Source organism: Paenibacillus sp. FSL K6-2862 (assembly GCF_038005125.1).
In the GTDB taxonomy this organism is placed as follows: domain Bacteria; phylum Bacillota; class Bacilli; order Paenibacillales; family Paenibacillaceae; genus Paenibacillus; species Paenibacillus illinoisensis_A.
In genome coordinates, this window is record NZ_JBBOSN010000001.1 from 5,912,193 (window position 1) to 5,932,471 (window position 20,279).

The window sequence follows — 20,279 nt, forward strand, 5'->3', positions numbered from 1 at the left end:
ATCCGGGTCGTTCACCGGGCTTTATTGTTCTTCATCTACCGGAAACGGCTCTTCATCCTCATCTTGGATATCCGCACGATCCGCAAGCACCAATGTACGTGTGACGATATCACCATCGGATTGCATCAGCAGTTTCACCTTTTGCCCGGGTACATATTTCTTGAGCAGCTCATTAATATCCACAACGGAAGAGACACGCGTACCTGCTACGCTGTATAACACGTCTCCTTCCTGGATTTTGGCTTTCTTCGCTTCACTGGACAGCACACCCGTGATTGTGAGTGGATCGTCCGTAGGCAGACCTACAATCGCAGACCAGCTCTCTTCGAGCTGCAGACCAAGGCTTGCCCGTTTGATTTTGCCGTATTCAAAAAACTGATTGATAATATATTGAACGGTATCCACAGGAATCGAAAATCCCATATTCTCGACACCCACCGCTGAAAACTTCATGGAATTAATGCCAACAACCTCCCCCTTGAGGTTAACGAGCGGTCCTCCGCTGTTCCCCGGGTTAATGGCTGTATCCGTCTGAATCAAACGATAGGTTGCCTCCACTCCGCGATTCAGGCCACTAATGACACCCACAGTTGCCGAATTTCGCAGGGAGAAGGAGATGGGTGTACCAATAGCAACAACCGTCTCGCCGACTGAAGTTTGGGAAGCTTTGGCGAACGTCGCCGGTTTAAGCGATTTGGCATTAATTTTGATGAGCGCCAGATCACTCAGTGGATCGCTGTATGTTTTCGTAATTTTATATGTATTACCATCGGTCGTCACAACCAAGGCGTTGCTTAATCCATCCACCACATGTGCGTTGGTCACAATCCAGCCATTGGAGCGTATAATTACGCCGGTCCCATGAGCTAAGTTATAGCGGTCTGTCGTGACCCCTTCCTGCCCTGCATCCGCTTTGCCAATGATACCAACAACAGATGGTGACACCTTCTCGATTACTTTAGGAATGGCTTCATTCCCCTTGTACTGATAGGTTCCCGTTTTCGCATCATACTGGCCATTCCCACCGATGGACTTCACCAAATCAGCTGCACTGACATACACCTGTCCGTCGACGACTTTGGCCTTCATGTCAGCTGCCTGCTCTGCTGCCCCAGCCGTAGACGCAACACTCACCCCGAGTACAGCAGCTATACACACCGCCACGCATTTTTTCCCCAACGATCTCATCTTTTCACCTAGCCCTCTCCATATATCCTCCGTTATGCAACCATCCTAGCATCCAACTCTATGGATTTCTTGTCTCTATCATCTGCTATACCGGTATCCTCCAATTTATCATACATATTCTTCCTGTACAAATGTTTTCAGTCCTACTTTTACTCGTAAAAACATGGCTTCACACATACCCACCAGCACACAAAAAAAACACCCTCCGCCATTACCCAGGAAAGTGTTTTGTCTGTTTCCGTTTGCTATTTTCTGAATCCCCCAGAAGGGTCTTCCTTTAACTAAACCAGTTCTTAATCATTGCATAGTCCGTCATTAGGAAGACAAGCAGACTGACTACTGCAAATCCGATCGCAAACAGATTCTTCTTCGGTGCTCGAAGAAGACGAACCACACCAATAAAAATAATGATTGTAAACAGAATGACAAAAATATCAAATGCATTAAAATTGGATGTACTCGCCGTGGCAGCTTCTGCAAACAGCATGGATAGACAGACCCCCCTCACCATAGTTGAACAGCTAACGCATACCCTAATATCTTCCTCTATGTTATCTGTCCCCTGCTAGTAATGCAAGCCCTATCATCCAGAAAAATGAAAAAAATCCAGTTCGAACTCGGGTTGCTGTAATGCCTGCCCTACCTCATATGTAAACACTTTCAATGAAATAACTATTATGCTAACTTCAGTGAAAAAGGAATAACCCCTCTTTTGAATAGAGCAAGGCACTCATCGGAAAATAAATACCTTGCCCTTCATCAAAAGAAGGGTTATTGATTATAGAGATAATCACCCTAGTTAGCTAGTCAACAATTTACGTTCCGGCTCGGCTTGTCGCCAAGACACCGATAAGTAAAGGTACTTGAATCAAGTAGGGTGGATGGTCACTAATTTTCATTTCATTTTAACGAACAATATGGTCTTGCCTATTCCGTCAATTGCAGCGTTTTGCTTCGTTCCGTGTCACGCTCCAATACCGGTTTAAGGTACCTGCCTGTATAAGAAGCTTCCACCTTAATAATATCCTCTGGTGTCCCTGTCGCCACGATCGTTCCGCCGCCACTACCACCTTCAGGACCCAAATCCACGATATAATCAGCGGTTTTGATAACGTCGAGATTATGCTCGATAACGAGTACCGATTCACCGGAATCCACCAGACGGTGGAGCACATTAAGCAGACGATCAATATCATCGACATGCAGACCTGTTGTAGGCTCGTCCAAAATGTAGATTGTTTTACCTGTACTGCGACGATACAGTTCGGAAGCAAGCTTCACACGCTGGGCTTCACCACCAGACAATGTCGTTGCAGGTTGTCCAAGGTTAATATAACCCAGACCTACATCAAGCAATGTCTGCATTTTGCGATGAATCTTCGGAATGTTCTCGAAAAATTGTGTAGCATCTTCAACTGTCATTTCGAGTACATCCGCAATATTTTTGTTTTTATATTTAACTTCTAGGGTTTCCCGGTTGTACCGTTTCCCTTTGCAGACTTCACAAGGGACGTAGACATCGGGCAGGAAGTGCATCTCGATCTTGATAATTCCATCTCCGCGGCAAGCTTCACAGCGTCCGCCCTTGATATTGAAGCTGAACCGGCCTTTTTTGTAACCACGAACTTTGGCTTCATTCGTCTGTGCAAACAGATCCCGAATATCATCAAAGACACCGGTGTACGTAGCTGGGTTGGAACGCGGTGTACGGCCGATTGGCGACTGGTCGATATCGATGACTTTATCAATATGTTCCAGACCCCGGATCTCTTTGTGCTGGCCGGGACGCACACGTGCACGGTTCAGATCCCGTGCGAGCGTTTTGTACAGAATCTCATTAATCAGTGTTGATTTACCTGAGCCGGATACCCCTGTGACTGCAGTAAATACACCCACCGGAATTTTAACATTCAGGTTCTTCAGGTTATTTTCCTTCGCCCCGCGCACTTCCAGCCAGCGATCTCCTACACTGCGGCGTTCCGTCCGTACAGGAATAAACTTGCGTCCGCTCAGATACTGCCCCGTCAGCGAGTTCTCGTCATTCATGATCTCTTCCGGTGTACCCTGTGACATGACGGTACCGCCGTGAATACCTGCGCCTGGGCCGATGTCGATAATGTAGTCGGCTGCCAGCATCGTGTCTTCATCATGCTCCACGACAATTAGCGTGTTACCGATATCCCGCATGTGAGCAAGTGTGGAAATCAGACGATCATTATCCCGTTGATGCAGACCGATACTCGGCTCATCGAGAATGTACAGCACGCCCATCAGACTGGAACCAATCTGGGTAGCGAGACGAATCCGCTGCGCTTCACCACCGGACAATGTTCCGGCAGCACGGCTCAGGGTCAGGTAATCCAGACCGACATTGACCAGGAAGCCAAGACGGCTGTTAATTTCCTTCAGAATCAGTTTGGCAATGGCTTGTTCCTTCTCGCTAAGCTGCAGCGATTCGAAGAAACGTCCTGCTTCCCCGATGGACAGGCCAGTCACATATGCCATGTTGTGGTCGTTGATGGTAACAGCCAAGCTTTCCCGTTTCAATCGGTTTCCTTTGCAGGTACCACAAGGCTTCGCACTCATGTAACCTTCAATAAACTCCCGGATCCCCTCGGATGCCGTCTCACGATAACGACGTTCCAGATTGTTAACGATCCCTTCAAAGGTCACCATAGCTTCCTTGCGCTGGCCAAAATCATTCTCGTAACGGAAACGGACCTTCTCCGAACCTGTACCATTCAACAGCTTGTTCATCTGATCCGCTGGCAGATCCTCTACAGGTACATCCTGTGGAATATTAAAGTGCTCGCACACCGATTTCAGGAACTGCGGATAGTACGTGGATGTACCGCCTGTCCAGGCATCAAACGCGCCTTCTTCAATCGTTTTGCTTCGATCCGGAACGAGCAGATCCGGGTCTACGATCATTTTTACGCCGAGTCCATCACAATCAGGGCAAGCTCCGAATGGACTGTTGAAGGAAAACATCCGTGGCGCGAGCTCTTCAATACTGAACCCGCACACCGGGCAGGCAAAGTTAGAACTGAAGCGTAGCTCTTCTTCACCCATTATATCTACCAGCAGTTGTCCTCCGGACAGATTAAGTGCCGTTTCAATGGAATCCGCCAGACGTGCTTGCACATCTTCCTTGACTACAATCCGGTCTACGACCACTTCAATGGTATGCTTTTTATTTTTCTCCAACTGAATATCTTCAGACAAATCACGCAGTTCTCCGTTCACCCGCACACGGACGAAGCCTTGCTTGGATACATCGGCAAATACACTTTTGTGCTCGCCCTTACGGCCGGAGATAATCGGTGCCAAGATCTGCAGCCGGGTACGTTCCGGGTACTGCATTACGCGGTCTACCATCTGCTCTACGGTCTGGGATGTAATCTCTACACCATGATCCGGACAGTGAGGATGACCCACACGTGCAAACAGCAAACGCAGGTAGTCGTAGATCTCCGTAACCGTTCCAACCGTGGAACGCGGGTTGCGGCTTGTTGTTTTTTGGTCTATGGAAATGGCCGGTGACAGGCCCTCGATAGAGTCGACATCCGGTTTTTCCATCTGTCCGAGAAACTGGCGTGCATAAGCAGATAATGATTCCACATAACGTCGCTGTCCTTCGGCATATATCGTATCAAAAGCCAGCGAGGACTTGCCTGAGCCACTCAGACCGGTTAATACGACAAAACGGTCACGCGGGATGGTAATATCAATGTTCTTTAGGTTGTGCGCTCGCGCACCTTTAATGACAATGTTCTCGCTCGCCAATGGTTATCCATCCTCTCAATGTTGTGATCTTATCCAACCTTATTTAAGGCTTTCCAAGCGTTTCGATCCCACCCAAACCCTCCCTTCCAAGGGAGGGCCCCATAGGGCGCAGCCCTCTGGACACCCGAAACAGGCTGTGCTTGGTGTGGGGTCGGGTCTTGCTATGTGAAGGTATGTCGTGTGCCCGCAGCTTCCCCCAAGATCCCGGCCTGCTGCCAGTCTCTTGGAAGGCTGCTCTACTACGAGAGGGCGCTCACGGCTTTGCCTCGCTCGCGGTATGTCGCCATTGCCTTTGGCTCGGCTCCACTGAACACCAAGTCGCTCACGGCCTGCCTCGTTCGCGGTAAGTCGCCATCGCCTTTGGCTCGGCTCCCCTCTACACGACTTCCAAATGCTTTCCTATAAACCTTTTAACCAATTTCAACATTTCTATCAGTATAGACCTGATTCCAGATTTTCAACATGACTAATTATCGGTCATTCCTTGCCAGTTCTTTACTCAACAAGAGAACGGCCAACTGGCCGTTCTCTTGTTGCATATCTATTTATCAATTTACTCCGCACGCAGCTCCAGCAACGCATCACGAAGCTCTGCTGCACGCTCAAACTGCAGGTTCTTCGCGGCGTCTTTCATCTCAGCCTCAAGACGCTGAATAAGCGACTGACGCTCCTTCTTCGACATCTTCTCGGCAGCGCCTGTAAGATACTCGTTCTTGGATTCGGCAACCTTGGTGGCCTCGATCACATCACGCACTTTTTTGCGGATCGTCTGTGGTGTAATTCCGTGCTTTTCGTTATATGCTATTTGGATTTCACGACGGCGTTCCGTTTCCTTCATCGCTTTGTCCATCGAATCGGTCACTTTGTCACCATACAGAATAACTCGGCCATCGCTGTTCCGCGCGGCCCGACCGATCGTTTGGATCAGTGAACGTTCAGAGCGAAGGAACCCTTCCTTGTCGGCATCCAAAATGGCAACAAGTGAAACCTCCGGCAAATCAAGACCTTCTCTGAGCAAGTTGATCCCGATCAGCACATGGAATGTGCCTAGCCTCAGATCACGCAGGATCGCCATACGTTCCAATGTCTTGATCTCAGAGTGCAAATAGCGCACCTTGATTCCAATCTCCTTCAGGTAATCCGTCAGGTCCTCGGACATCTTCTTCGTCAGCGTTGTAATAAGCACACGTTCGTCCTTGGCAATCCGGTTGTTAATCTCGCCGATCAAGTCATCAATCTGTCCCTTCGTTGGACGAAGTTCAATGATTGGATCAAGCAGACCGGTTGGACGAATAATCTGCTGTACCATCGTATCCGTATGCTCAATCTCATACGGTCCTGGCGTTGCTGATACATAGATGATCTGGTTCATCTTCTCTTCAAACTCTTCGAATTTCAGCGGACGGTTATCCAGTGCAGACGGCAGACGGAATCCGTGATCCACCAGAACAGTCTTCCGTGCCTGGTCACCGTTGTACATGGCTCGGATCTGCGGCAGGGTCACGTGGGACTCATCGACCACGATCAACATGTCATCCGGGAAGTAATCCAGCAGCGTGTAAGGCGTATCACCGCGTTCACGGAAAGTCAGCGGGCCGGAATAGTTCTCAATCCCCGAACAGAATCCAACTTCCTTCATCATCTCAATATCATAACGTGTACGCTGTTCCAATCGCTGCGCCTCCAGCAATTTGCCTTGTTCGCGCAGTACTTCAAGCCGCTCTTCCAGTTCCCGCTCAATGTTGACAAGTGCAACCCGCATCGTTTCTTCCTGGGTTACGAAGTGAGATGCCGGGAAGATCGCAATATGATCGCGCTCACCGATCAGTTCTCCGGTTAACACATCAATTTCCGTAATTTTCTCAATCTCGTCTCCGAAGAGCTCTACCCGAATCGCATGTTCACCCTTGGATGCCGGGAAAATCTCCACGACGTCGCCACGTACACGGAATGTTCCCCGTACGAAGTTGATGTCATTCCGTTGATATTGAATCTCGACCAATCGGGACAAGATCTGATTACGCGGCTTCTCCATGCCTACGCGCAGTGACAGAAGCATGCTGGAGTAGTCATGCGGCGATCCCAAACCGTAGATACAGGACACACTCGCTACAATAATGACATCACGGCGTTCAAACAGCGAACTGGTCGCGGCGTGACGCAGCTTGTCAATTTCCTCGTTGATGCTGGAGTCCTTCTCGATATACGTATCGGAAGACGGAATATATGCTTCTGGCTGATAGTAATCGTAGTAACTGACAAAATACTCAACCATGTTGTTTGGAAAGAATTCTTTGAATTCACTCGCAAGCTGTGCTGCCAGCGTTTTATTGTGGGCAATAATCAGCGTGGGACGTTGCAGCTTGGCAATCGTCTGCGCAATTGTGAAGGTTTTACCCGTTCCCGTTGCACCCAGCAGCGTCTGATATCTTTTCCCTTCCTGAACACCCTGCACCAGTTCTTCAATGGCAGCAGGCTGGTCACCTTGGGGAGAAAACTCGGACTCGATCTCGAACGTTTTGTCGCTCATTATAATATCGCTCATTGCCGTATCTCACCCTATCGTCTAAAATAATAGTCACTATATATTGTCGAAGTTCCCCGAATTTTCATATGGGAAAACTTATAGTAATAGGAATATTTGTTCCCGTATAATTATACCTCGTTCGTACATGTGATGCAAACGTGAAGTAAAGACAGGAGTGGGTTAATTTATGGATATTGCGACACTTATCGGCATCATAGCCGGGATTGCCGCAGTGATCAGCGGTTTTTTGTGGGAAGGCGGCCAATTGTCCGGCCTCGTGCAAAAAACGGCTGCTCTAATTGTGTTCGGTGGAACAATTGCTGCAGTGGTTGCCAGCTTTCCGTCTCATCGGCTGCGTACCATTCCGGCAGCACTGCGCATGGCTTTTGGTCGTAATGATAATGATCCACGCAAGTGGATGGAAGAATTGGTGGACATGTCCTCCATTGCCCGCCGTTCAGGCGTGCTTGCACTGGAACGCCAGGTGATGGATCATCCGCATCCATTTCTGAAAGACGGTATCCAGATGGTTGTCGATGGCACCGATCAGGATGTGATCCGTCAGATCATGGAGCTGGAGATTGATTCGGTAGAACAGAAGCATGAGGGCTATGCCAAAATCTTCGAGTCCGCCGGAGGATACGCTCCAACCATGGGTATTATCGGTACGGTCATGGGACTGATTCAGGTTTTAGGCAGCCTGACGGATCCTACCGGACTGGGCCCTGCCATCGCGGTTGCCTTTACCGCAACCTTATACGGGGTAGCCAGTGCCAATCTTATCTTTTTGCCCATTGCCTCCAAAATTAAGTCCCGGGGTGCGGAAGATATTCAGATGATGGAGATGCTGCTTGAAGGTGTGCTCGCCATTCAGAATGGGGAGAATCCTCATCTTGTACGGAAACGGCTTGAGTCCTTTACCCTCACTCATCGTCAAATCTCACGTCCTGTAATGAAGGAGGGATTGGATGAGTCGGCGCAGTAGAAGGCGCGGAAAACGTGAACCTGGTGACCATCGGGATCGATGGATGATTACCTATGCCGATCTCATTACGTTGCTGCTGATCTTTTTTGTCATCATGTACGCCATGAGCAATCTGGACTCAGGCAAATACGACGTGGTAACCCAATCACTGCAAAATACATTTAATCAATCCGATTCCATTCTTGACCTTGGCAATGGAATCGATGAAACCGCAGGCCATACCATCACTGAAGTCCCTCCAACCGAGGTCCAGGGTGAGGATACAACATCTCCCGAAGAAGGTCAGCCACTGACCGAGCGGGAAGAACAGTTTCGATCCCAGGAAGAGGAGCTGCAGAATCTGTTCAATGTGATTACCCAGTATATCGAAGATAATAAACTGGAAAATCAGATTTTTGTAGCAGATAATCCGCAGGGGATCTCCATCACCCTGAGTGACCGCTTTCTGTTCGATCAGGGACAGGCCGCCCTCAAAAGTGATGCTGCACCTACACTCAGCAAGCTCGCAAGCCTGTTTCGTGACCTGAGCACTGTCGTCAGCATCGAAGGACACACCGACAACGTGCCTGTCGGCGCGAATTCCACATACAAAGACAACTGGGAGCTTTCCGGTGAACGTGCACTGTCTGTGCTACGGTTTTTCTTGGACAAAGAAAATCTGGACCCTGACGGATTTCAGTACGCAGGCTATGCAGACACACGTCCCACAGGTGATAATTCCACCGCAGCCGGCAGGCAAAAAAACCGCCGGGTCGAAATCACCGTACTGCGTCAGCTGCAACCCCAAACCTAAGTTCCAATCGGACGAAGCATCCCGTCACTTCACCAAAAAAAGCACGTTCCTGCTGAACCGAATTCAGTAGAACGTGCTTTTGTTTTTCTATTTTACTGTAGGGACAAATTCAAATTCCAGTCCACTTTGTTATAAATGCTGTTTGATTGCACGAACAAATTACGCACATAATTGACCTGACGCTGAACCAGCGGCTCGGCCGTTTGCTCCAACCAGTACAATCTGCCCGCCAGGAAAGCAAACGCGTACTCTTTCCACGAAGAATAAGCCGATTGCGCTTCAAGGGCTGCCTCCAAAATCAATTGTTCTGCCTCCACTTCAGTGATAAACCCGACATATGCACTCTTCCGGCACAGGTTGGCGTATCTTCCCCAATCCCAGGCTGCGATGCCGGCAGGGGGCAGTTTGTACATATACGTTTTGACCACCAGATATTCATGATATCGGCCCGTTTCCGGATTAAGGGAGTGAATGCACTTCCATTGATCAGCTTCCGATAATGCATTCATAAAAGTCCTCATTTGTTCAAACGCAACCCGATGTCCGCCTTCCCGGATCCATTCCAAAGCCGACAGAAGCTCTTCCCTGTTATGAATACGCCATTCTTCCTCCAAAGAGGTACGGAATCGTTCTTTTTCCTCTTCATTCTCATCATGCTCGTAATCGTTGCGTATATCCAGTCCATTCATCTCATCCATGATGGCGCTCATGCCCCGAAACCACAGCTGTTTGTCCGTAACACCCTGCAGAGCCTGAGCTGCTCCTCTGTCCTGTCCCATGATCCTTGCCCTCCTTCCTATGTAAAATGTAAGTCCATGACTTCATCTGGCTCCAGATGTTGAAGGGGTACAGTCGAAGGCCACAGTTCATATGCCGGCTTGGATTTGCGAAGCTTTTTCAAAAAGGAAAATCCCCGTTCTGCAGCACGAGCAGCAATAGCGTTACGACGCACAACATAATCCGGGTGGTCTGGCTGACTGTGAATAGCCTCTTCGGCATAGGCGAGCGCCTGATCCCAATCATGTTTATCGTAATACACCATGCTCAGAGCACTGCATACATCGCCCCGCAGACCTGCGCCGTAGGCTTTACCCAGTTCAAGAATGGCTTGGTCCATCTCCCCCGCATGATAGGCTGCAATCCCGGAATACAACCAGATATGAGGATCAATATCCTCCGGTTCTTCTCCGTCTATATAAGCTTCCACATATGCTCGGACACTTGCCCAGTCTTGGACTTCTACCAGATATCGTGTAATGAACAGCAATCCCCACGTTTCGACGGTCTCCATGTTAGACATTATGTCCGCAAGCTTGTTCAAATGTGGATCCTTGTCCTGCATATCAGACTCCATCACGCAAACGACCGCCATTTTAGCAAGTTCATATACGTTCGGATGTTCATTTAACCCGTTGACGTATGTATCGTGTGCCGGCATAAGCTGCCCCTGTAAACGCAGGATATCTCCTTCAATCAGAGGGCCATCCTGGTCCCCCGGATTCTCGCTCCGGAATTGCCGGATGTCCTGCAAGGCATATTCCATCTCCCCCAGCTTCGTTCGCGCAATGGCCAGATAATAATAAATGACCGCTTCATGCTCATGGACCAAAGAAGTTTCAAGGGATTGTATGGCATCGGCATACTGCCCCAGTTTCAGATGCGCGAACCCTTTCCGGTACCAGGCGTTTGCAAAATCATGCTCCTTAACTACAACGATCTCATAATCGGCAAGTGCCTCTTCATAACGTCCCATTCTAAAATAACAAAGCGCCCGCAGCGAATAATATTCATAGGGCTCGGAATTCAGCTCAATCGCCTGACCGGATAGTTCAATGGCAGGCTCAAGCTGATCTTCTCTCTGGTAAGCACTCGCCAGCAAATGCCTGACCTCCGCATGGGATGGATCCATTTCTGCTGCTCTGCCCAGATCCTCTATGGCAGCCGTATTATTGTCCATGCGCAAATGCAGTTGCCCGCGTTCAAGCAATATCGGAAAGCTGCTGATTCCTTCCCTGCTCGCAGCAGCCTCAGCGTACTGAAGAGCTTCAATCCCTTCCTCGCCTTTGCCTATTCGAACAAAGCCCTGGGCCCAGAGCAGATATAATGCCGCATCCAACTCCTCGTTTACATTAATTTCGCCCAGATATTGAACAAGCTGCTCATCGTTCCACAGTTCAGCATACCCCTCGGCAGCTTCACGCTGCAGCTTGCGACGAACGTCCGCATCCGCTTCCTGCTCAGCCGCTCTAATCTTTTGCTCAACCCGTTTCTGTTTCAGTTCCAGCAGCGTAATCTGCATCTCCAGATCATGAGGATACTGAGCGACGATCTGCTCAACCATGAGGAGTGCTGTCCCCAATTCACCCTGCTCCTGATAGAACAAGGCCAGTCCATTCAATGCATCCAGTTGATGAGGTTCGCGTTCCAGCACCTTGCGGTACAGCTGCTCAGCCTGCTCCCTCTGCCCGGCGGCATGCAGCAGTCTTGCGCTATGCAGCAGCCCGTCCACTGCATCTGGTTCGAGTGCAGCCAGCCTTTCAAACAATACTAGAGCTGCGTCTTCCTCCTTGTTCCACAGGCGGAATTTGGCGGCCAGCCGGATCAGGTCCGGGTCATCCGGATACAGTGCCATACCTGCATCAATGTGTGATGCGGCTTCTGCAATATCACCTCGAAGCATCAGTTGGAATGCCGTTTCACGCAGACGAATGAAGGTTTCATAGTCTACGTCTCTTCCCGGATCAAACGTGTCATAACGAAGCTCCCACGGACGCCCTAGTTCCATACCCGGATACTCTGCGATTTCCTCTGAAAGCACCTCTTTCAGCTCTTCTCGCTGTTCCGTCCAGCTGAAGAAGTCATCCAACCGCCCCCAGATGGCTTTCGGCAAAAAAGGACGTTCATACAGCATCCGCAGCAATTCCGTTCCCGTATAAAATTTCACGTCCAGCTGCCATAGTTCCTCGCTCTGCAGCCAGTCCTCCCATACAGCCAAATCTGCCCGTTTGAATACATCCTCTACAATATAACGCGCTCGTTCCAGCAACTGGACCGTATCATCCACTGCCGCTGTATCTTGAAGCGAAGTCGCTGCCGTCTCAACAGGAGCATCCCAGTGATCCACGGTAAAGTAGACGGGACCTTCTTCGGATTCGGAAGCCGCTTCTTGCAGAGGGCCTTCCGCCTGAACAGAGCGGAGCTGCATATCGGACTGATTCTGTACTTGCGGGCTGGCCTGCGCCGCAAGCAGCTCCTGATCCGGCATCGGTTCTTTCGCAGCCATCAGGGCCTGCTCGTAAGCTGACCGCAATTCCTGGAACCCCTCCGGATCGTCTTCCGGATGTGTACTTCGCAGCTGCTTCGCATACGCACGTCTAATGGCTCCCGTATCCTGCGTAGGCTCAAGCCCCAATCTTGTCCAGATGTCCATTCACATATCACTCCCGCACTCGTTCAATTTGATCCAGCACTTCCTTCAACTTTTCTGCTTCTTTCCTGATTTCACGGTCGTCCTGGCGTTTGAGCGTCTCTTCGAACTGCAGCATGGCCTCGGCTATGATCGTACGGTACTCGGCCAGTGATTCTTCATACATCCGTTCACCGCGAGCCAGGAGCAATCGGTTCTCCATCCGATCCCGCGGATGGATCTTGATCGCTTCCAGCGCTTTGAATCGCTCGGCAATTTCCTCTTTTGACAGGTCACTTTCTTTGCCCTGTATTATCGCTACCTTTTTCTCCCCTGTCTCCACCGAAGACACTTCCACTTCCAGGATGCCGTTAATATCGTACGTGAAACGGATATCTACGGCCTGTTGCCCCGCGGGTGCCGGTGGTACCGAGATCGTCAGTTCCCCCAGCTTGACATTGTTCTTCGCCAGCCGGCTCTCTCCCTGATATATATCCGCAGTAATGGATGCCTGATTGTTGTGCATTGTATAGTACCGCTCGACCTTACTAACGGGGATGACTGTATTCCGTTCAATGATCGGCGCAAACATACCTGATTCGAATCGGCCATTGCCAAGCGACATCGACACAGAGGTACCCAGTGTATACGGGCATACATCCGTCAGAATCACTTCCTCCAGGTCGGCATGGCGTTCCTTCATTGCGGCCTGGATTCCCACACCAAGGGCTACAGCCTCATCCGGATGCAGATGGTTCGCAGGCAGTCTGCCAAACAATTTGCCTGTAAACGAATAAATAAGCGGCATACGCGTAGCCCCGCCTACCAGGATTACGGCATCCAGCTCATTGAGTTTGACTGAAGCATCGCGCAAAGCACGCTCGACCGGTTTTTGCAATCGTGCCAGTAACGGTTTAGCCGCTTGATCAAATCTTGCACGGTCAACACGAAGTTCCCTTACTCCCTCTTCCAGCGTTAAGGACATCGTACCTTCTCGTCCATCAACAAGCGCACGTTTGCAAGATTCGGCCTGCTTCCAAAGGGCTGACTGTGCCTTGCCTGACAACGTATCCTGCTCAATCTGATGCTGCTCGGCAAACATGTCCGCCAGTAGTCTTGTGAAATCCTCGCCCCCCAGGAAGTTATCTCCGGCAACCGACTTCACTTCCATTATCTGATCAAACAGTTCCAGGACGGATACATCAAATGTACCGCCGCCCAGATCGAATACCAGGAATTTCGTTTCCGGCTGCTGCTGATGCAGACCGTACGCTATGGCCGCTGCTGTGGGCTCGCTGAGCAAGCGCTCGACCTTGAGACCGGCCAGTTCTCCTGCCCGCTGTGTGGCCTTGCGCTGGGCATCGTTGAAATACGCGGGCACGCTAATAACCGCTTCAGTCACGGATTCCCCCAGGTAGGCTTCAGCATCCGCCTTCAGCGATTTCAATATAAAAGCCGATAATTCTTCCGGCAAAAAATGATATGTACCCAAATGGAATGTTCGCCCGGTCCCCATATACCTTTTGAAGACAGAAGCTGTCCGCTCGGGATGTGTTATCAGCCGCTCTTTGGCCACTTCACCGACGAGCATCTCCCCGTTGTCGTCGACACTAACGACGGAAGGCGTAAGGCGGTTGCCGAGTGCATTTGGAATAATAACGGGTTCTCCGCCAGCCCAGCAGGATACCAGGCTGTTCGTTGTTCCCAGATCAATACCGATGATTGTCATGGAGTACTTACCCTCTTTCTGTTCAACATCTATAAAATGTACAGGACAGTCCCGTAGGCCTTGTTATATGCTGGCATATACAAGTCCAGCATACCGAATGGACCCTGTCTAATTCATTCCTTAACGAACAATTTATCATAGATTAACAACCTGAGGACATAGGTATAACTTCACTGATTTACCCAAAAGCAGGCACCACGAATCAGACCCTTGGCACCTCCCCTACCTGATTACAGCCCAAAAACCGGATACACAAATGTGCACCCGGCCGTTCGAATTTATGAAAGTCTTTCTAGTGATTAAATGAACTATGAACCTATCCTGAATTATCGTAGCACATTTCCATAGGTTATGCGTCCACACCTGGCTGATTGGGACGAAGAATAACCGATCCAACCGTCAGCAATATCGCAGCCATGCCACACAGAATAAGCAGCGGCAGTTTGATGTCGGACAACGTGCCGCCTGCAGAGATCGTTTCAACCGCTTGGATCGTCCATTTTTGCGGGACAAAGTTGGCCAGCTTTTGCATATAGTCCGGCATAATCGACAGCGGCCAGAAGCACCCTCCGATCATGCAGGTTGGTGTGATAATAAGCGAATTCAGGACGTTTGCGTTTTTGGATTCGCGGATCAACCCGGCCACCGTACTCGCTATCCCCATGGATACCAGCATAAACGCAGCCAAGATGAGGAAATGTACGCCAAATGGAATACCTGCGTCATAGTGCAGCACCCACCTGCTGATCCCCAGCACCAGCACAATCTGAATCATGCCGATGGCAAAGCTGCCCATGAAATTGCCAAGAGCAATTTCATATGCACGGACAGGAGCGGTGTACACTCTGGCCATCGTCCGCTGCCTGCGGTCTTCCATAATGACAGCTACTGCGCTGGTCAGCAGCCCCATCATGAACATGATTGTAAATCCGGTCACATTGTTCAGTCCTGGTTTGGGGTACATCTGCAGGTCGGTAGCTTCGCCGGAGATCTGATGTTCCGCCGTTTTCTGCAGCAGCTGTTCGAATGGCTCTTGAGTTGCTGCCGATTCTGCAATCTGTTCTTGACTTGAAGCTGCACTCGTTGCCGCCATCACAACCTGGGCCGACTGATGGAGGCCGGCAGCCATCCCTTCAACTGCAGCCCGCAGCGTGTAGGAACTCTCACTGACACGGAGTTCAACCAGCTCGATCGATACCTGCTTCCCTTGCAGCAAGTCATCCGTATAATGAGCAGGTATGATGATCCCCGCATTCCCCTTTTGCCGGGTTATAGCTTCTCGCAGTTCTGCCTCCGTGTTCATTGGCTTGAGCAGATATTCTTCCTTGCTCGCAAGTTCGTTCACAATCCATGCACCGGCTGCCCCTTGATCCTCGTTTACATAAGGAATAACGGCCCGCGTAGCTTGCTCGCTCCCAAATAACGCAACTGCTCCTGTGACAACAAGGCAGGGAAGCAGCAGGAATGCCATAAACCCCCGTTTGCGTCCTATAGTACGTTTGATCATTAACCAGGCAATATTCAGACTATTCATAGCGATATCCCACCTTCCCGTAGATCACAGCTGCAATGGCAAGCAAGACGGCACTCACAACACCGAGCATGAGGATATTATGCATAATCTCGCTCATTGAAGCGTTCAGCATCATTCGCAGGAAACTTTGCAAAGCCCAGTGATTTACCGTAAATTCACCAATCCGCTGTACAAAATCAATGGCAATCGGGGTAAAACCGCCGCTAATAAACGTCATGGCAATGATGATGCCCTGCATTAACGCACTTGCAGATGCTGCACTTTTGCTCACGAGTGCCACAATTACACCAATCATCATTGAAGATATGGTGATCAGAACGCAGATCAGAACAATCAGCCAAGGATGTGTCCCCCAATTCACACCGTATAACCAGTAGGTCATCAGAACAATGATCAGCGCCTGCATGAAAGCCAGGAGGCTGTTGCCCGCAATTTTCCCTGCAAAAATAACACCATTACCTACGGGAGCGGCCTGTAGGCGGGTTAGGGTTTTCTTGTCCCGCTCACTAAAAAGGCTGTTGCTCGTCGTCATGCCTGCGTATAACATGAACATGGCCAGCATCGATGCAGCATAATATTGAGAAGCGCTGTATGAGGTACCTTCGGTTCCAGGGTTGCTGACGTTAACATATGAGATATTGGCTGCGCCCTCACCAACCATGGATGCCACAGCCATACTCCCTTCCAGTCCCAACACTTCCACTGTTGCCATATTCCTGTTCAGTTCATCCGTGAAGCGGGTAAACAACGTCTCACCTACGATGTTCAATGTGCCGTCTTTCCCGAGAATCCATTGCAGTTTCACCTCTTCCCCCTTCACCATCCGTTCCTCCAGATCGGGCGGGATCAAGACTGCAAAATCGAGTTCACCTTGCCGGAGATTACGCTCTGCTTCCTCCTCCGACGTAAAGTGCTGTACTTTCATCATTTCAGCTACAGCTGGAGCCGCTACAAATGCATTCAAGGCTTCTGTGACTGAACCTGAATTCGAACCTGTCTGAATCACTCCCACGCGTACCTGTCCAGGCACGTTGTCCTTCCCCGTATCCATCGTACTTGATAACGCAGCTCCCAAAATAAAGATCAGCAGCAGCGGTAGAACAAACAGATTCAGGAGAACAGATCGGATTCTCAGAATCCGCCTTATTTCAAACATGCAAATATGCCAAATGTTCATCCATGCCACCTCCTAATCCCGCAGCGTTCGACCGGTCAGATTGAGGAACAACGTCTCCAGATCGGGCTCTTCAACCTGGAGCGACTGAATGGCAATCTCGTGTTTGCTGCAGATGAAAAGGATATCCTGCAGATCCTGCTGAGCCGAAGGCAGCGTAATAGTCAGGGTGTCTCCTACCACTTCTACTGCACGTACACGCGGATGAAGCCTCAGTTCCTCGACGGCACCGGGGCCAATCCCCGAAGCGCTCAGCACGATTTTCTCCTCGGACGCTACCCGCTCTCTCAGTTCCGCTTCGGTGCCACAGGCAATGATGTGCCCCTGATCCATGATTGCCACCCGGTTACTGATTGCCGCGACTTCCTCCATGTAATGGCTTGTATAGATAATAGTTGATCCCATCTTGTTAAGCGTGCGCACAGATTCCAAAATATGATTTCTCGACTGGGGATCAATTCCTACCGTGGGCTCATCCATAATAATCAGATCCGGTCGGTGCATAATGGCACATGCGATGTTCAGCCTGCGTTTCATCCCGCCAGAGAAAGTGGATGGGGCATCCTTCGCTTTATCCTGCAGCCCGACAAATTCGAGCGATTCTTGCACCCTTTCCTTCAACAGTTTCCCGCGCAGTCCGTATAACCTGGCAAAAAAAGTGACATTCTCCGCAGCAGTCATCGCTTCATACAGCGCCAGATCCTGAGGCACAAGTCCAATCTTGCGTTTGACTTCAAGCGGTCGCTCCTTCACTGAAATGCCATTCAGCCGGATTTCGCCCTGATCGATGCTGAGCAGACCTGCAATCATACTGATGGTGGTGCTTTTGCCTGCTCCGTTCGGTCCCAAGAGTCCAAATATCTCCCCCCGCTCCACACTCAGGTTCAAGTGATCCACCGAAAGTTTGCTGCCGTACCGTTTTACCACATGTTCCATTTCAAGAATAGCCATCGCTCATACACTCCCCTTCCACTCCAGCATCCCGCCGCCAGATTTCATATCTGTATTGTACCGAATCCCATGGACCTCCGAAGGTACGAAAGGTCATAAGATGAAGGTGACTTAAGTCATCTCCTGCATAAGAAGCAGGCTGTGCTATAATCAGGGATGCATTACCCGTAATTTCCCATTCTATTTTAAAAAGGATGTTTCTTACCTATGCCGATGCGCATACTGCAATACGGTTTAATTCTCGTTCCTGCTGTCCTGTACCTCTTGATGCAGCCCTTGGACCGAGATGATTTATATACGCTGTATATCATCATTGCCCTGGGACTCTCTGTCTGCAAAGACTTTGCCCGTTCTCGTGCTCGGTATATGCTGCTCATCCTGGCCGAAATGCTCTGGAGCTGCTGGCTGATTGCTGTATACGGACCCTTCATGTTGTTTTTGTCCTTATCCATACTCTATGTGTATATGTATCGACCTGAAGGGACATCCCGCTGGTTGATGTTGGGGGCTCAGCTTGTCGCCACAAATATAGCGTTACATTGGCAATACACTCCGCCTCAAGAGCTGCTTCCTTGGTTTGCCTCGGTTCCTACCGAGCCAAAATTCCCCTTCCTGGAGGAGACAGCGGGAAGAATGGTGGGAAACCTGATTCTTGTCCTTACCGCCGCACTCTCCTGGCAGGGTTCCAGAATGGCAAGCAGTCGCGGACAACTGGAACAGGTATATGACGAGCTTCGCAGTAAACATTACGAGCTTCAAGACGCTCGTGCACAGCTGCTGCTGTTTACGAAGCAGCTTGAGGGAGTGGCACAGGAGGAAGAACGGACCCGGATTTCAAGGCAGCTTCATGACGATATCGGCCACCGCCTCATTCGTACGAAAATGATGTCCGAGGCTGCCCTGTTAACCCTTCCTCTGGATACCGAACAAGGTACGGAAATGGTGAAACAAATACGCGATCAATTGGCGGCAAGCATGGATGACATGCGTTCTACGCTTCACAAACTGCGTTCCAGTTCGTATGTATCCGAAGCCTATGCACTGGATCTTCTTCTGGAAGAGGTAGGCAGGGAGACGGGGGTGAAGACGAGTTATGAAGTCCGCGGCTCATCCCGTGAGCTGTATCCAAGCATGCAGATCGTACTATATAAAAATGCCAAAGAAGCGCTGACCAATGCCCTGAGACATGGAAACGCCAGCACAATTACGGTGGAAGTGGAGTTCGGGGAACGTGAGGTTTGCATGTCCGTCAGCAATGATGGAGTAATCAAAACGGAGCAGTCGGCAAGAGCCCAGCCTGAGGGCATGCAATCGAACCGCAGCACAGAAGCAGATTTGGGCCCACCGGGAATGGGGCTTGAAGGAATGCGACTCCGCACAGAATCCATTGGAGGCCGGCTTGAGATCCGGCAGGCTTATCCTTACACCGTAACTACACGTTTGCCCATGATGAAGAAGGCTGATTTGATCTAAGAAAGGAAGTGATGGTGCCCATGTCTGAACGAATGGAACCAAGTAACCATAAGGAAGCTGAACAAATCCAGCCTATTCGGCTGATTCTCACGGATGATGACTCTTTTATTCGCGAGAGCCTGAAGGTCCTGCTCGGACTTGATCCTGGCATTATCGTCACGGGCACGGCATCCAATGGACGTGAGGCACTTGAACTGCTGGAGTCAGGAACCGCTGCCGACGTTGTATTGATGGATATCCGCATGCCGGACTGTAATGGCGTGGAGGGTACCCGTATCATCAAGTCCCGCTTCCCTGACATGCGTGTACTGATGCTGACGACATTTGATGACGACGAATACATTATCCAGGCTCTGCAGAACGGTGCTAGCGGTTATTTACTCAAAAATGTACCCCCCGACCGAATTATTCAAGGCATCAAAACAGTACATAACGGTGATATGCTGATTCACCCCGATATTGCCCGCAAGCTTGCGGGGCTGCTTCGTCCGGCTGCGGCTCCCCAAACACATTCACATCAACCTCTTGATGCTTACGGTCTGACACGAATGGAACTGGCCGTTGCGGAAGCGATATCGGAGGGGCTGTCCAACAAGGAAATTGCGGCTAAAATATTCCTAAGTGAAGGTACCGTCAAAAACTATGTCACCGAAATTCTTGGAAAACTAAGCCTGCGTGATCGGACACAGATCGCCATCTTTATGTTGAAGAATTAGCTTCACATAGCAAAAAG

Annotated in this window: 14 protein-coding genes; 4 read left to right on the forward strand and 10 right to left on the reverse strand. The window is 50.1% G+C overall.

The window, feature by feature from the left end; translation table 11 throughout:
- Positions 1-21 precede the first annotated feature (21 nt).
- The 4 genes from MHB82_RS26885 to uvrB form a co-directional block, all read right to left on the reverse strand.
- Positions 22-1,188, reverse strand: a complete 1,167-nt coding sequence (locus tag MHB82_RS26885) for a S1C family serine protease (RefSeq protein WP_341176253.1) — start codon at positions 1,186-1,188, stop codon at positions 22-24.
- A 277-nt stretch (positions 1,189-1,465) separates the two neighbouring features.
- Positions 1,466-1,675 (reverse strand): DUF2759 family protein, encoded by a 210-nt coding sequence (locus MHB82_RS26890; RefSeq protein ID WP_095291462.1) that lies wholly within the window; start codon positions 1,673-1,675, stop codon positions 1,466-1,468.
- A 440-nt stretch (positions 1,676-2,115) separates the two neighbouring features.
- Positions 2,116-4,974 (reverse strand): excinuclease ABC subunit UvrA, encoded by a 2,859-nt coding sequence (gene uvrA, locus MHB82_RS26895; protein ID WP_095359884.1) that lies wholly within the window; start codon positions 4,972-4,974, stop codon positions 2,116-2,118.
- Positions 4,975-5,527: 553 nt separating this feature from the next.
- A complete protein-coding gene (uvrB, locus tag MHB82_RS26900) occupies positions 5,528-7,519 on the reverse strand; it encodes an excinuclease ABC subunit UvrB (RefSeq protein WP_183526829.1) in 1,992 nt (663 codons plus the stop codon).
- Between the two features lie 169 nt (positions 7,520-7,688).
- Here uvrB and MHB82_RS26905 point away from each other — a divergent pair, with 169 nt between their 5' ends.
- Entirely contained in the window at positions 7,689-8,486 is a 798-nt protein-coding gene (locus MHB82_RS26905) for a flagellar motor protein (RefSeq protein WP_095359886.1), read from the forward strand.
- Positions 8,470-9,279 (forward strand): flagellar motor protein MotB, encoded by an 810-nt coding sequence (locus MHB82_RS26910; protein ID WP_095291452.1) that lies wholly within the window; start codon positions 8,470-8,472, stop codon positions 9,277-9,279. Before MHB82_RS26905 ends, MHB82_RS26910 begins: the two co-directional genes overlap by 17 nt.
- A gap of 92 nt (positions 9,280-9,371) precedes the next feature.
- On the opposite strand, the gene MHB82_RS26915 is transcribed toward MHB82_RS26910, so the two are convergent.
- The 6 genes from MHB82_RS26915 to MHB82_RS26940 form a co-directional block, all read right to left on the reverse strand.
- Positions 9,372-10,058 (reverse strand): DUF1266 domain-containing protein, encoded by a 687-nt coding sequence (locus tag MHB82_RS26915; protein WP_095359887.1) that lies wholly within the window; start codon positions 10,056-10,058, stop codon positions 9,372-9,374.
- A gap of 17 nt (positions 10,059-10,075) precedes the next feature.
- Entirely contained in the window at positions 10,076-12,709 is a 2,634-nt protein-coding gene (locus MHB82_RS26920; RefSeq protein ID WP_341176254.1) for a tetratricopeptide repeat protein, read from the reverse strand.
- Between the two features lie 7 nt (positions 12,710-12,716).
- Complete coding sequence (locus MHB82_RS26925) at positions 12,717-14,414, reverse strand: molecular chaperone HscC (protein ID WP_095359889.1); 1,698 nt, start codon at positions 14,412-14,414, stop codon at positions 12,717-12,719.
- Between the two features lie 349 nt (positions 14,415-14,763).
- Entirely contained in the window at positions 14,764-15,948 is a 1,185-nt protein-coding gene (locus tag MHB82_RS26930; protein ID WP_341176255.1) for an ABC transporter permease, read from the reverse strand.
- Positions 15,941-17,125 (reverse strand): ABC transporter permease, encoded by a 1,185-nt coding sequence (locus tag MHB82_RS26935; RefSeq protein WP_341176256.1) that lies wholly within the window; start codon positions 17,123-17,125, stop codon positions 15,941-15,943. Before MHB82_RS26935 ends, MHB82_RS26930 begins: the two co-directional genes overlap by 8 nt.
- 12 nt (positions 17,126-17,137) lie before the next feature.
- Entirely contained in the window at positions 17,138-18,073 is a 936-nt protein-coding gene (locus tag MHB82_RS26940) for an ABC transporter ATP-binding protein (RefSeq protein ID WP_341176257.1), read from the reverse strand.
- A gap of 207 nt (positions 18,074-18,280) precedes the next feature.
- Here MHB82_RS26940 and MHB82_RS26945 point away from each other — a divergent pair, with 207 nt between their 5' ends.
- Both MHB82_RS26945 and MHB82_RS26950 read left to right on the forward strand, forming a co-directional pair.
- On the forward strand, positions 18,281-19,546 hold the full coding sequence (locus tag MHB82_RS26945) for a sensor histidine kinase (RefSeq protein ID WP_341176258.1): 1,266 nt from the start codon (positions 18,281-18,283) through the stop codon (positions 19,544-19,546).
- Between the two features lie 32 nt (positions 19,547-19,578).
- Complete coding sequence (locus MHB82_RS26950) at positions 19,579-20,262, forward strand: response regulator (protein WP_445671275.1); 684 nt, start codon at positions 19,579-19,581, stop codon at positions 20,260-20,262.
- Positions 20,263-20,279 lie beyond the last annotated feature (17 nt).